This window comes from Roseivirga seohaensis subsp. aquiponti (genome assembly GCF_001267955.1).
Classification (GTDB): domain Bacteria; phylum Bacteroidota; class Bacteroidia; order Cytophagales; family Cyclobacteriaceae; genus Roseivirga; species Roseivirga seohaensis.
Genome location: NZ_JSVA01000010.1, coordinates 1 through 15,548, shown reverse-complemented (window position 1 = coordinate 15,548; position 15,548 = coordinate 1). Strand labels below are relative to the sequence as shown.

General features: G+C 37.8%; 9 protein-coding genes. 1 reads left to right on the top strand and 8 read right to left on the bottom strand.

The features are described 5' to 3' along the window. Positions 1-2: 2 nt before the first annotated feature. From OB69_RS09575 to OB69_RS09565, 3 genes are all read right to left on the bottom strand, one after another. Positions 3-347 (bottom strand): phage holin family protein, encoded by a 345-nt coding sequence (locus tag OB69_RS09575; protein ID WP_053223507.1) that lies wholly within the window; start codon positions 345-347, stop codon positions 3-5. A gap of 197 nt (positions 348-544) precedes the next feature. Further along, the gene (locus OB69_RS09570; RefSeq protein ID WP_053223841.1) at positions 545-1,720 is read right to left on the bottom strand and encodes a porin; all 1,176 of its coding nucleotides are present in this window, start codon (positions 1,718-1,720) and stop codon (positions 545-547) included. Between the two features lie 123 nt (positions 1,721-1,843). After that, the gene (locus OB69_RS09565; protein WP_071387062.1) at positions 1,844-3,007 is read right to left on the bottom strand and encodes a Na/Pi symporter; all 1,164 of its coding nucleotides are present in this window, start codon (positions 3,005-3,007) and stop codon (positions 1,844-1,846) included. Between the two features lie 222 nt (positions 3,008-3,229). Between OB69_RS09565 and OB69_RS09560 the strand changes: the two genes are divergently transcribed. Continuing rightward, positions 3,230-4,918, top strand: coding sequence for a Na/Pi cotransporter family protein (locus OB69_RS09560; protein ID WP_053223505.1), 1,689 nt, complete (start codon positions 3,230-3,232; stop codon positions 4,916-4,918). Positions 4,919-5,192: 274 nt separating this feature from the next. Here the strand turns inward: OB69_RS09560 and OB69_RS09555 are convergent, their stop codons facing one another. The 5 genes from OB69_RS09555 to OB69_RS09535 form a co-directional block, all read right to left on the bottom strand. Then, entirely contained in the window at positions 5,193-5,654 is a 462-nt protein-coding gene (locus OB69_RS09555; RefSeq protein ID WP_053223504.1) for a hypothetical protein, read from the bottom strand. A 2-nt stretch (positions 5,655-5,656) separates the two neighbouring features. Then, complete coding sequence (locus OB69_RS09550; protein ID WP_082338141.1) at positions 5,657-10,492, bottom strand: tandem-95 repeat protein; 4,836 nt, start codon at positions 10,490-10,492, stop codon at positions 5,657-5,659. 2 nt (positions 10,493-10,494) lie between these two features. Beyond that, positions 10,495-13,083, bottom strand: a complete 2,589-nt coding sequence (locus OB69_RS09545) for a tail fiber domain-containing protein (protein ID WP_157608537.1) — start codon at positions 13,081-13,083, stop codon at positions 10,495-10,497. A gap of 25 nt (positions 13,084-13,108) precedes the next feature. Next, positions 13,109-13,375: a response regulator transcription factor gene (locus tag OB69_RS09540; RefSeq protein ID WP_053223501.1), complete on the bottom strand. Its 267-nt coding sequence runs from the start codon at positions 13,373-13,375 to the stop codon at positions 13,109-13,111. A gap of 227 nt (positions 13,376-13,602) precedes the next feature. Further along, entirely contained in the window at positions 13,603-15,138 is a 1,536-nt protein-coding gene (locus OB69_RS09535) for a tetratricopeptide repeat protein (RefSeq protein WP_053223500.1), read from the bottom strand. Between the last annotated feature and the right edge of the window lie 410 nt (positions 15,139-15,548).

The window sequence follows — 15,548 nt, the reverse complement described above, 5'->3', positions numbered from 1 at the left end:
CATTATTCTTCACTTACTCCTTCAATTTCGTTATTCTGCCTTTTAATAATAATATCGACAATAGCCCTTCTTTTAACATAGAGGCCAGTGGTAAATAAGCCATAAACGCTCCCCACAATAACAAAGCCCCATATTTTACTCTCCAGTAAATCATTCAAAAGAAAAGCTAAGCCCAAAGTAAAAAACAATAAGACCATTACAGCCCCCAAAGCGAGCAACATTACCACTAGTGTTTTAGCGATAAGCGCACCAATCTCTTCTTTAGCTTCGAGCTTCCAAAGTTCAACTTTGGTTTCAATAAAGCCAGTAAGGGCCTCAATTAATTTATGAAAATCGAATAGTTTCAAACTCCCTGATTTAAGTTTTCAATTTAAGAAGAAGAAAGGAACTATCAGGCAATTCGGCTTAAAATAGCTCCAGTAACGCTCTTAATAAACAATCCCTTTTCAGGCAACTTTGTTTGAATGTAAACGCTATTACCTTCATATTAATGTTAGGCGCTTTATAATTAGGGGGTTAACAGTTAGTAAGGTTGGTTACTTCGTTAAAACGAAATTTCAAATTGGACCCTGAATGACACCAAGTTATCTCCAAGTGCCTTGTTAGTATAAGATAAGTCACTTTGTAGTTTTAAACTATGACCAACAATATACCTAGAGTACCCAAGGGTATACTCCGTTTCCTCTTTCAAACTTGAATACTCCAAGTCATCAGGCTTTACATGCGTATAGCGAACAGCCCATTCAGACTTATCAATTAAATAACCCGCTTGAAGATTAATAGCATTTCCTGTAGTGTACTTTAGTGTTGAGAAGTCGTCTAATACAACAAACACTTGCTTAGATGATCGTTTATTGGCGTACTCCCCCATCAATGAAAACCCTCTATATTTAAAGTGAGTATCAATAAATAAGGTAGAAAGATCGGTTGAAAGTTGATACCCGTTTGAGCCTTGCACAAAACTTCCGAGCTGCCCTCTTTGCCTTGCAGCACCGTCATTGTAATCAAAAGTAGCACCTATGGCCAGTTTTGGGGCGGTTTCTCGCTTCAAATCAGATCCAAAATAATCACCTTTTCCAGAAAATTCTCCAAATGGCAGATACTCTAGCCTGTAAGTGTAATCGTACCCACCAATATTATCAGTGGTAAGATTACGTCCTTCACCAATTGAAATCGCCAAAATATTTTTGATCACAGCCCTTTTACCAAGGTTAGCTGAATGGTGTAATTGAATTCCTATGTCTCTGTCTATGTTAAACCTAGCGTTTAAAAGGCTACGATCTACAAATTGCATTTTTTGAGACGAAATTACACGCTCTCTATTTCCAGGTAATTTTGTTTGACCTGCCCAAAGACTCCAATTTTCTTTAAACTGCCATTTCAAAACGGCATCATAAATTATACGAGAAGTATTACTATGTTCATCTACATCACCTCCACTAATATCTCTACTAGAAAGGCCTAATTCAACTTTATAAGTAAGGCTAGGATGGTATGCAAAACCATCAAATTTCATCCGAGCTCTTCTAATTAAAAATTGATCACTCCATTTTTCTGAAACTACATTAAGAGACCCTTGATACAGGCTTTGAAATCTCAATCCAAACTTCATCGAAAACGATGAGTCTGAGGCTACAACCTGGAGTCCCTTACCAAAACTGTTGCTACTCTTATCTTGCCCATTTAGAGGTAAAGTCAGAGCGGAAAATAACACAGCCATAAAAAAAATTCTGCATATTGCACCCGTTTTAGGATCGTCTAATTTCAGCATTAATCTATTTTTAATTACAAATATCTCATTAATGTAAAGCTAACTTTACATTAATGAGTAAATTTTTTTAAGTTAAAAGTGCTGACCCACACTTGTATCATGTACCTTATCAACTGGCTTGTCCATATTTCTGTTCAATGAAATTAGCAAGAAGGGCAATAAGAAAAACATAACAATTATATAAGCCAAACCTATAATTCTATATTTAGCGATAGCATAGCTAAATTCCTTAACAAAATGAACCAACAATTTTCTGAGTATAGGTAATGACATAAAAATAATTACCCCTGTTAAATTAAACAGTAAATGGGCTATGGCGATAGTAGCTGCAGCTTCAGACCTAAAGCCGGCTGCTATAAGTGCTGTTAAGGTAGTGCCAACATTTGCTCCAATAATAAAAGTAAAGGCATTTCTTAACTTAATTTTATCTGCGGCAGCTAAGGGTACTAAAATAGAGGTAGTTACAGAACTTGATTGAATTGCCGCTGTAAGTAAAACACCCCAACTAAAGGATTGTATAGGCTTACCAAAAACAAAAGATTGCAACCTGTTTTTCGACTCCCCAATAATGGTTTTTTTAATGATCCAGGTTAGAAGCTTAATCGAGGCGAATAAAAAACCAAAAGAGATAATTAAAATCAGAACACTATTATTTACCCAAAGTACAAACTGGTTTGTTAAGCCGCTTCCTAAAACGTTATCAGTATGTGGTAAGGCCTCTGAAATACCGCTACCATATAAAAGTTCACTAAAGTAAAAAGAAACGCCAGAAAGAAACCCATAGTAGTGCTCGAGTGGAAATAAAATCAACACTAAAATGATGTTATAAAAATCATGAATAGTACCGACTGCTACAGCTCTCCTAAATGCTCTTTTATTGGAAATAAAGCCTAAAGCTACAATTGTACTGGTAAGTGTTGTACCCACATTTGCTCCCATTATAATAGGAACGGCTTCTTCGAGTGAAAGAGTACCAGAAGCTACAAGCGCTACAACCATAGTGCTGGTAGTAGAGCTACTCTGAATGATGGCGGTAACCAATAACCCTAAGAACAACCCTACAAAAGGATTCAGAGCATTTGAGAGTAAGTTCTCATTTATAAAATTGAGAGAGCCCGAAAGAGCGGTAATCACTAGATCAATGGATACTAGAAAAAATAGAACGGCCAATATAATAAGGGTCACCTTCGCAACTATGCTAGAGAATACGCTCTCTTCAAAGGTAACTTCTTTCATATTGTTTAAAATTCCCGTTTCTTTAAAGTCATTAGAAAGTCGCAAAGGTAATTATTAATTGACTCAAAGACTTTTAGGCAACATGAACCTATTGTTAAGTATGCTTGACAAGATTACGCAGCTTGGTAATGATTATTTAACATTAGCCTTAAAAAAAGTATTTCTACTTTTACGGCTGAAAAACGAATTTTCATAATATCGTCATCACAGTAAAATAACACAATGGATTACGGCATCTGGAATGTAATAGAACTTTTAGGCGCTCTTGGCTTCTTCATTTACGGCATGAAAGTCATGAGCGAAGGCATTCAAAAAGCTGCAGGAGATAACCTCAGAAGCATTTTAGGCACCATGACTTCCAATAGATATACGGGAGTACTTACGGGCTTTTTAATCACTGCTATAGTTCAGTCATCATCTGCCACCACAGTAATGACGGTAAGCTTTGTTAATGCGGGTTTAATTTCATTGGTGGAATCAGCTGGTGTAATGATGGGAGCGAACATTGGAACCACCATTACAGGCTGGCTAGTTTCTTTGATTGGCTTTAAAATGAAAATTTCGGCTTATGCGCTGCCTCTAATTGCAGTTGCAATGCCTCTAATGTTCTCTAAAAAGCCAAACCTTAAAAACTGGTCAGAGTTTATGATCGGATTTGCCCTTCTTTTCTTGGGTTTAGAAGCTCTAAAAGAGGCCGTTCCAGAAATACAAAAAAGCCCAGAACTACTCTCCTTTCTTACTCAGTTTAATGACCCAGGCATATTAACAAGGTTATTGTTTGTTGGTGTTGGTACTATACTTACTATCGTTGTTCAATCGTCTAGTGCTGCTATGGCGGTTACTATTGTGCTTTGTGCACAGGGTTTGCCAATTGAAATTGGAACAGCAATGATTTTGGGAGAAAACATTGGAACAACGATTACTGCAGAACTAGCCGCTTTAGTTGGAAACGTTCACGCAAAAAGGTCGGCTAAAATCCACTCTCTCTTTAATATTATTGGGGTAACATGGATGGTGATTATGCTACCCTATGTGCTAGATCTTCTACACTACATTTGGCCTGCACCAGAAACTGGTGATCCAAACAAATTTACCTTGGCATTATTCCACACTACATTCAACTTTATGAATGTAATGCTCTTGATTTGGTTTGTGCCTTCAATTGTGAAGCTGGCTACAAGATTGGTGAAATCTAAAGGAGATGAAGACGAAGAGTTCTCTCTTACAAACATCAATTATGATGCACCATTAACTGCAGAGGTATCTATTTTAAGCGCACAAAAGGAGAGCATTAAGTTTGCTGAAATTACTAAGCTCATGTTTACTAACCTCAAAGAACTTCTAAATGAGCAAAAACAGGACACAAGAGATAAACTAAAAGCCAAAATATCTAAACTGGAAGTTCGTACAGATGAAATTGAAGAAAGAATTGCCGACTATCTAGTAAGGGTTTCTGAACAACAATTGAGTATTGAATCCTCTGTTAAAGTGAGATCCATACTGAGCATTGCTCATGACTTAGAAAGAATTGCCGATATTATTCTTAGGATGTCGAAGGATATTGAGCGAGGGAATAAACAAAAGTCCGTTTTCTCAGAAAAGCAAAACAAAAATATTAAGGAAATATTCGGATTGGTTGACCTTTCTATTGAACAAATGATTACCAATTTAAATGGTGTTTATGGTAAAGTAGATATTTCTGGGGCTATTGAAACAGAAATGGCCATTAATGCCCTTAAAACGAAAATGAGAAAGCAGCATTTAAAGAGCACTGAGAAAAAAGAATATGATGTTCAAAGTGGAATCATCTACCGAGATTTATTCTTTGCTGCCGAAAAGATTGGGGACCACGTTATCAATGTAAGCGAGGCCGTTCGCGGAGACTTTGGTAAGGATGATGAAGACATGTAAATAATAAAAAGCTCATCAAAATGAATAAGGCATCATCATCAGTGATGCCTTTTTTTATGCCTATTAATGATAGGGCAAAAAGAAAGGGTACTGCCGTACGCAATACCCTAAGAGACTCAACTAAAATCAGACTACTATATGAAGTGTTAATCCCAACTAGTAATTCAAAATTGAGTTTTTTGGCTTCCAGTATCAATACCCAGTTTAGGGTATTTTTATTTTTTTTAAATTAAAAATGGAGAGACGATTGGCCTCTCCATCTAATAAGTGAAGCTTATTTAGTTACCTTAATTACATAATTTCCACTTACTCCGGCTACAGAATTACTTGCTGTTTTTGTAAAAGAGAATTCAAAATTTGTTGTGGTAAGGGATGTAATTGTAACAAGCTTCCCTCTTCCTGTACGAATTTGATTGGTTCCTTCTCCAACCCACTCCCATGTTCCAGTTGCTGGAAAAAGATCGCCAGCATTAGTAGTTGTGAATGCGCCATTTGTAAAGGAGAGTGTAAAACCAACATAATTAGCGGCTACATTGCCTCCATCCAGTTCAATTTTACCATTATTGGTAATTCCCCAATCTCCCTTAAGCTTGTCAAAGGCCAACTCTTGTTCGGAAGGGCCTGGGTTATCATCACCACCACCGCCTCCCCCACAGGAGGCGGTAATTAACAGAATTACAATAGCTAACAATAGTAATTCAAAGTGTCTCGATATTTTATTTTTGAAAGTATACATGACTATTTAATTATCATTAGCTTTTTAATTACGGAACCCTTTTCTGAAGATATTCTCACCAAATAGGTGCCTGCCGGATACTGACTCACAGTCACTTGAACCTTTCGTTCCTTCACCTTACTCAGTGACCAAACCGTATTTCCGTTTATGTCTACAATGGCAACATCTGGAGTTACTACAGGAGCAAGACTTAAGTCAATTGTAACAATATCTCTAGAAGGATTCGGATAGAGTTGAACTTCATCCTGATCTATTAAATCATCATCAATACCTGTTACTACTGCCCCTTCACCTAAAACATTCAAACTTTCTGTTCCAGCATTAGAGCTTATAGAGATTTGACCATTATAGGTTTTACCTTCAGTAGGACTGAATGTAACCTTCACTTCTTCCGAAGCTCCTGCTGAAAGACTAACGGTACTCTTATCTACACTAAAGCCTTCTGGCACTTGAATACTAGTGACCTCCAAACCGTCTCCATCTCCATTATTGGTAATGGTGAAAATCAACTCACTACTCATACCAATATCCGTTTGGTTAAAACTCAGATCGCCTTCTACTTTCAAATTAGGTTCTGCCACATTCGAAATTTCAATGGTAAAACTGTTTTCAATACTCAACCCGCCTCCATCAGTAGTTGACACCCGCACGGTATACGCACCCTTGGCTTCTCTATCGAAAGTCTGAGCTGTTACCAATTGATTTCCATTAATAATAAAGGCACTGTTATCACCATCTCCTTCACCACTCACAAAAGCATAGGTATGGCTATCAGCCGCATCTTGGTCGGTAGTGCTTAAATTACCTACTAAAGTTCCTGCGTCTTCATTTTCCAAAACAGACAGGTTACTCAAAGCCAAAGCACTTGGGGCTTCATTCACATCTTGAACACTCACTGTGAAATTTTGGGTAAAATTCAATCCATCAGCATCTGTGGTTTTAATACGTACCGAATAAGCCGTTTTTGCCTCATAATTAAAGGCGGACTTGTTAACCAAATTGCCTCCAGAAATTTCGAACAAAGCATTATCTGTATCTCCGGCTCCAGCCACGAATGAATAGGCGTGACTATCACCGTTATCTGGGTCAGTTGTGGTTAATGCGCCAATCACTGTTCCAGAAGCTTTGTTTTCCTCGATGCTACTAGCACTTAAAACTATTGCTTCTGGGCTCTCATTTACGTTTGTTACCGTAACAGCGAAGGCCTTCTCGATGCTTGCTCCGCTTCCATCGGTAGATTTCAACCTGATTTTTAATGATGATTTACTTTCAAAGTCGATAGCAGAAGCTGTTAGCAAATTACTGTTGTTTATGCTGAACACACTGTTATCGTCTGAGCCTTCTCCAGAAACCAAAGTGTAAGTATGTACATCACCAGCATCCACATCGGCTGTTGAAAGCGCACTTAAAAGAGCGCCTAAACTTGCGTTCTCTGCAATAGTTAAAGTTGGTATAGTGATGTCCGTTGGTGCATCATTTACATTGATAACTTTCAACTGGAATGTAGCACTAACACTTTCATTCGAACCATCGGTAGCCGTTACAGTAACGGTAACATCTCCAACATTATCATTACTTGGCGTTCCCGTAAAGCGTTTTGTAGCCGCATCAAAGCTTAACCAACTATTTCCACTAAAAGTAGCTGAATAAGTAAGGTTATCTCCATCCACATCGAGGAAAGAAGCTTCATTCAACGCTACACTCAACAACACATCTTCGGTAGCATTAATGGCGGGCAACGCAGTAACCAATGTTGGTGCATCGTTTACATTAATAGTATTCAAACTATAGGACTGACGCACCTTTCCGCCACTTCCGTCATCGGCTGTTACAAAGAAGGTCGCTGTCCCTACATTCTCATTAGAAGGTGTTCCTGCCAATTGGTTTCCGCTAAAGGTTAACCATGTAGGTTTGTTTTCAAAAGTGAATGTAAGCTTATCGTTATCTACATCGTTGAAGAGTGTTGATAGGTCTACCGTATAGGCTACATCTTCGGTTGCATCAGCCATAGTTGTTGAAACTACGGTTGGGATATCGTTGACAGATTGAACCGTTACATCAAAAGTACGGCTTGCACTTAAATTTCCATCAGAGGCGTTTAACGTGATGGCTGCAACTCCATTTTTATTGACTTCTGGATTTAAAGAAACCAACACTCCTGTTTCGCTCGGGGTCAACGTAATTGCCCCGTCTTTAATCAAATTCTGGTTAGAAGATGAAGCCGTAAAGGTCATTTCGCTTAAGCTGTTATCTATATCTTCATATGATACAAACAGTCCGTTCAATGCAAAATCTTCTTGAACCGTCTGATTTGAGACAGTTCCTAAAGTTGGAGCATCATTTACTGGGCTGACGGTGATGTCAAAAGATACGAATCCAGACTTTGCCCCAGTCTTCCCAACCAAAAACACTTTTTCTGTTCCTGAATAGTTCTGAGGCGAAGTAAGAACTATGGATTTACCGTCTGCTGAAATACTGGCACCAATGGAGGAATTACCTGTAACTTCATAGGTGAAAACTGCATTCGCATCATTCACATCGGTAAACACATTACTAATATCAAAACTCACCTGACCGAAGTCTTCATTTTCATTTCGGTTAGAAATAGGATTCGCCACTTGAATATCGGCTGCCAGTTCTTCTAATACGAAAGACACACTTTGGCTTACACTCGCAGTGCCATCACTTGCCGTAATTGTAACCGACTCATTTCCGGCAGCCACATTATTAGGACTTATGCTTAACACACCATTAGCCTCGGTTAAGGTAAATAATGAGCTATTACTCAAGCTGTATGTAAGGTTAGCGTCCGTTGTCTCAACATCCTGAAAAAAGCGCCCTAACTCTAAGGTATAAGTAGGAAAGCTTTTCAATACCTTCTGAGTAGGAATAACCTGTTCAACAATTGGCACATCGTTTACTGGGTTAATTACTAAGTTAAAGGTTTTAGGCTGAGAAATAGATTGGTCTGTGCCTAGTCGATCATCGGCCTTTACACTAAAACTCACCGTACCATTATAATTAGGTTTAGGTGTCACCTTCATTGTATTTCCCGAAAATGAAACGTCAACCACACCTAATTTGTCAGGTGTTACAGTATAGTTGAAAACGGAAATCTTAGAATCTACATCTGTGGTTAAAATGTTAATTGTTCCCGAGTTGTCTTCATCAATAGTAACATCATTAATATCTGCAATGATAGGTGCATCATTCACTGGTAGAACATTTACAGTGAAGCTTTTTATAACAGAATACGCCTCGGTTGTACCCGTCTCGGACACCTGAACCGAAATATTCGCATTGCCATTGAAGTTTGCTGCTGGGGTTATTGTTAACTGGTTTCCATTAACTGTAGTGCCCACCTTAGTGTTATCCGATGATTTGGCCGTTACGGTCAAGTCACTATCTACATCGGCAAAAGCCAAGGTAAGTGTAAGACTTCCATCCTCATTCAATTGTTGGTTTGGAATATCACTCATGGTTGGCGGGTCGTTAACATCCACTACCTGAACCACAGCATATGATTTCGAAGTGAAATCTCTTCCCGTATTATTCACCGCGAACTGTAAAGAATCTAAATAGCCTTTTTCTCCTTTAGGCTTATACTTTACAGACCATTGAACCAAATTAGCCGTGCTTTTTACTTTCACAGGGCTTTCATTGCTCCCTGTTTTAGGAAGTGTTGGAATTTCAATTGAAGCCTTCGTTAAATCAAAAGCACCTAATTCTACTGCATACAAATTCAATTCCACAGATTGGTTCTCAGGAGTCGATTTTCTGGTAGCAAAAGTAAAAAACTGTCCATCAGCAGAGGTTTGTGTATCTACACCCGTGGCAGCGGTTGCCGAAGAAATATCAAACAAACCTGATGTATTTTCCGAATTTGCTATGGCTCCACTCGAACTACCATCGGCCGAATTACTAAGAACAAAGGCCTCGTCATCCTCATAGCCATTGTTCACACTCACTTCAGCCGTAATAAATACTTGTGATGCTGAAAAAAGATATGGGAACTGCGCTTTGGCAGCATTAACATTTACCGTTAGCTTGTTTCCTGACGCTGTTAGGTCTGCTAATTTATACGTTTGATCAACCAAAGTTACCAGTGTAACAGCTCCTGGTTGCGACAAATCAATATAGCTAATCTTAACATCGTAGCTTGAATTGAATCGATCATCTTCAAAACTAAGCCCCAGTGTTTTGCTATCGGATAAAGCTGTAATTACCTGAAAATCTGTAATTGCATGAGGTTTATCTTCAACATTGAATGTAAAAGGGAAAGTGGCAACCTCTGAAGAAAGCTCACCCTCAACTTCATTCACTTTAAACCTGATGGTATCCTTATAACCTGACCCAGCGGCCAAACTTGATGAAGGCGAGAATTGAAACTCATAATCAGAACCTTCAACAGCTGTCAAATCCCCCAACATTGGATTACCCGTTATTTGAAAAGTAATTTCGTCATCATCAGGATCGAATCCGTTCAGTTCAATACTACTACCCAAATTGTAAAACACCTCTGAACTGGGTACAATGGCAATAGGCGCATTGTTTTCTTCAAGATTAAATAACGGTATAACGAACCCAAAAGAACCCTTGAGCTCTGTTTGTCCATCGGTAACTGTTAACACACTAGAAGAACCATATTGACCCACCGAAGTATAACCGGTGTATATTCCTCCTGAAATCCATTCTCCACCCCTTGCGTTGGTCACCCTACGGTTTCGCAACTCATCTTTATTGACTTCTTGACTTTCTACTTGATGTGTCAAAAGCAATAGAGATAGGCAGCATATGGATTTCAGGAACACATTAAATATTCCTTTTAAATCCACCATGATTATTTCTGATCAGTTTTTTGAGTTGTGTTTTGTGCGCCCAATAAAGCCTCAATTCTGGCCAATCGATCTTCCATTTCTTTTACGCCTGTTAGCTCAGCTTTTAAAGAAGTGTTTTCCTTTTTTAAGTTTTCAATTTGCTGACTAAGTTCTTTCACTGCTTCTACTAAAACGGCTGTCATTTCAGCGTAATTCACTGTTTTAAATCCATCTGATTTTGTGTTTACCAGTTCTGGAAGTATGTTTTCTACCTCTTGTGCAATGAAGCCTATTTTGTTTTCTGGTTGAGATAAATCTTTCCAGTTATAGCGTACTCCTCTCAATCTATTTACTGTGGCTAGGCCAGAAGTTAAAGTTGAAATATTCTTTTTAAGACGCACATCTGATGATTGAGATAAAGAACCTGATATTACAATATCTCCTGAGTTGGCATCTAGAACAATATTTTCGCTAGATGTACTGTTCGCAATTTCTGTCTTATTTAAGCTTAATCTCCCCCATTGGTTGGTTCCATCAGTATTTACTTCCATAGAAGCATTAGCATGATACCAAGCGCCTCCATCTGAGGTATTTCCATAAACTCTAATGGCTCCCAAATCATTATTTTCACCTCTTTTTCCTGACAATTCTACGTTCGGAGAGTTTGTTCCAGATAAGTAAATAAAGCCAGACCTACCCGTTGGGTCTGCTCCTCCTTCTTCTCTATCTGAACCAACAGCAACCAGCCTCGTTCCTTGGTTATCATAAAAATCAATGCCCGATCGCTTATAATTATCAGAGTATGGATTGTTATTAATATCTCTATTGTACGTGTATAAATCGACTAATCTTGCATTATTATCTGCCGTAAAGTTTTCAGCATATAGGTTTAAGTAAGACATCCCTTCACCATATGCAGCCGCAGCAATAGCGCTTCTTACAAAACTATTATCATCGCTTCTTCTGTACATTTGCAAACGGCCTCCTGGGCTACTACCGAAAGATCCCATTTTTATATCTGGCTCACTTGTGGCACCAAATAGCTCTAGAATACCTGAGTTATAACCCTCATCAAACCTAAGCGCAGACTTAACAGCACCTTCATTATCATGTATTTCAATAGGTCTATTCCCTGTTAAACCGTAAGCATTCATTCCAAAATGCGCACCGTCAGTAGATCTAAATTCTATTGAACCCAGTTCGGTACCATCTTCCCATCTTTGAGCGTCCATCCAAACTAAATCCGGAAAATAAGTACCTCCATTTCCATCGTCTACTTGGGTTGAGCCTTGAATTTTGAAGTAGCCTAAATCTAAACCTGAGTTTTCTTCCCAAAATTTAGCCCCAGCCTCAATATTTGTTGAGTTCTTACCTGCCAAACTAAAAAATCCATTTCCAGATGGGTAAGCCCTTAATACCGCACGACTAACATCTAAAGAATCATATAGTCCTAAAAATCCAGCCTGACCACCAGAATTACTACCAAGAATTACTCGTCTAGTGTTATTATGTCCGTACAAAACCAAAGAACCTGCATTATTTGGTTCGTAATAATTTAAATCTGCCTTTAGATTTTCTTCTGGCCCAAAAATTTTCAAATTTTTGCCACCTCTTATCGCTATGTCGCCTTCGAACCAACCAGCCCAGTTTTCTACACCATTCATGGCCCTTGCCCAAACAGCTTTATTTATTCCTGGCCCTTCAGCCCTACCTAAAACACCTTTGTTCTCAATTTCTGTATTTCCTGCTTGACCAACCCAAGAAATACCTGACACACCTATATTATCAACTCCAACAGTACCCGTTGCAAAACCAGTAACTCCAACGTTCCCCCAAGGGTTAGACTGAGCATACGCAAGCACACCATTGTTGTAAGAACCGTTTTCGTAACCTTCATCCCCGTTTCCAGGACCACCTGCTAAACCGTAAATAGCAGCATTAGTTTTACCAGCTCCAAATGCTTGGCCAAAAACACCATAATGATTGCCAGTACCTTGACCTATCGTACTACCTATTAAACCAATTTTAGTAGTAGCGTCTTCAGCTTGAGAAGCAATATTTCCTCTAACCGCCATTTTGAAGCCTATACCGGTCATGTCAATCTGAAGACCTCTTTGAGCTCCATTATTCAGATTATCAGAACTCATTACAAAGTGAAAAATGGTATCTGAATTGGCTTTTTCATTGTCAATTTCAATCCTCCTAGGCAAATCATTAGCTGGGCCAATTTCTTTAGGTGAAAAAGGAGCCAAAAGTTGAACAGTACCAAGAGTGTTACTTCCTACACTTACTGTAAGACTCCTCTCAGCTACATCATAAAACAGACTTTCAGGAAGTGGGTTCTCAGCTCCCAAAGTAACCGAATACAAACCTTCAATTACTTGAACCGTTTGGGTTTCAGTCCATGCTGTACCTTCAATATCAATACTGAAAGTCATACTTCTATCGCCATTCACAGGTTCACCATTTTCATAAAGTGTTCCTTGAAAGTTCATTTTCATACCAGCATTTGCTGGTACCGTTGTCTCCTGAAAGGGACTTGCATAACTGTTGAGGCCGTTAAAAAGCATAAAGGCGCTAAACAATGTTAAGAGTAGTAAATGTTTTTTCATGAGTGGGTTATTATGTGTTTGATGTTTATTTATCAATTTCCTTTTTTACAGTTACTGAACCTGAATTTCTAAAAAGCACAATAGCAGAAGCCCAATCGGCTTGCGTTCTCAACCGTAGCTTCTGTTTTATATTTTTTCGATGTTCATCATAAGTAAGAACTGAAATACCAAGCTGTTCCGAAATGCTTTTTCTACTTTCTCCTTTTGCGAGTCTGAGTAGAACCTCCATTTCTCGATTAGAAAGTATTTCAATAATAGATTTTCGAGTTTCTCGAAATCTTACAATAGTCATAAGCGTCTGAAATCACACCCGAATTCGGGTACTAGTTGTTGTTAGGAAAAGGTCGAAAGGAATATGGGTTATTCAAAAAAAATGTCACGAATGACAGTAGTCTTAGCACGAATGGAAATACTTTGAATACCAAAAAAAAGTAAAATTGAAAGATTTTGTCATGAATCACCAAAAACCTAAAATGATTGACACTCCTTTTTTGAGTTTGGGTTTAGCACAAATGTTAGCTAAGAAGCTTTTGCTTGAAAAATCTCATCCATATTCGTCTTAAAACTCCTAGAAATATTCAATTCATGGCCGTTTTGTAACACCACTCTATTGGCATACACTTCACGTATAAAATGAATATTGATTATATATGATCTGTGAACCTGAATAAAGGTATTGATTGGCAAATCGGTTTTCAAATCCCTTAAGGTTCCTCTATCAATCTCAGGTCTCTCTTTATTTTCTAGAAAAAATTCTAGATAAGGGCCATCGGATTGAACGAACATCAACTTGTTTAGAGGTATTACTGCTTTGCTTTTAAGGGTAATAAAGTTCTCGGTTGACTTTTTAACTTTCTGTTGTAATTCTGATATTTTCGACTTCAATTCATTTACCTCACTCTCTCTGAGCTCTGCTTCATTACTCTTTTTCCTAAATTTGAAATAAAGTAAGGCACTTAAAGCAGCAAATAAAATAGCGCCAATAGCCAAACGAGTACTTAATTTCTGAAAAAAAGTAGCCTGTTCTTGGCTCTGTTTAATTACCTCTTCTGATCTTGCCAAATCATAAGCAGAAGTTATCTCATGAATAGTTTTAATGCTTTTATATATCTCAAGACTATCATCCAAACTTTTCCACTTCTTCATAATAGCCAAGGCCGCCTTTGTATCACCTTCCTTTTCATATGCCTCAGATAGTAAAACATAATGATCATTGAGATCATCAACCCTATTCTGAGCTAATGCCTTAGTAATAGCATCGTTCACATATTGTATGGCTAAATTCGCATCTCCAAACTCCAACTCAACCCTAGCTCTTAAAAAATCTAGTTGCGACTCCCTATATAAATCCTGATTTGGTGTAATTAACGAAAGTGCATTCTCTAAAAAATAATAAGCACTATCTGCGTTTTTAGCAATTAAAAAATTACTGGTTTTGTTTTGATAGACCTCAATTAAGGCTAATCTATTATTCAACTTTTTGTACAGTTGCTCATTTAAACTAAGATAATAATTACTAGAATCTAGGTTAGATACTTTTCTATAATTGACAGAAATATTATTATAACATCTAGCCTGTATTACCCACTGTTTGAAGTTTCCAGCAATCTCAGCAGCAATCAGTAATTTCTGGTTAGATTGGCCAATCAAGTTCATTCTCCCATATAGGGTGCCTAAATTCATTAATGTATTGGCTATATTGGCAGAATCCTTCTTTGAATATATCTCAATAGCCTTATTGAAGTCGTCCGCAGCTTCATTATAATTACCTTGTGACTGTGCAATAATCCCTAATTGATTGTACATCAAAGCCTGACCCAACTCATTCTTTTGATCTTGAGCCTCCTGAAATAATGTCTCAAAAACTTCTTTTGCCCTTGTGAACTCACCCTGCCTCTGGTAAACTATCCCCCTATTTCTTTTAATTCTACTATAGGTTAAGTAATCTTTTGAAGAATCAATGAAGTTTAACGCACTATCATAATGTAAACCAGCAGCTTCCATTATTCCTCTTTGGTAAAAAGCATAACCAATGGCGAAATGACCTTCTGTCAATGCAAGAGAATCATTATATGAAATGAGTTCCCTTCCATAAAGTGCTAAACTATCTGGGTACCGTGAATTTCGTTTAGACAGTTCTATTAAGTCAGAAATTTTCTCAGATTGAGAATGTAATGGAGAACTTGTAACGAGAAAAAATATGAAACAAAATAATAATGTAAAAAATATTTTTGTCGTATAGTGACATATACGTATCTGGATCATCGAGTTGAGGCGTTCAGTTCAAGGTCGAAATTGCTACTGCTTAATACAAATAGAAATTCTTTACTATAATACAATATTTCTCACTTCCCTGAAACAAAATTCATATAAAAGCGCTTTCAAAACTGTCCTTTACCATCTTTCTTAAAGACTAAGGTCATAAAAAAAACCCCAAGAGGTTAATCGAGGGGTTTTTGATAATA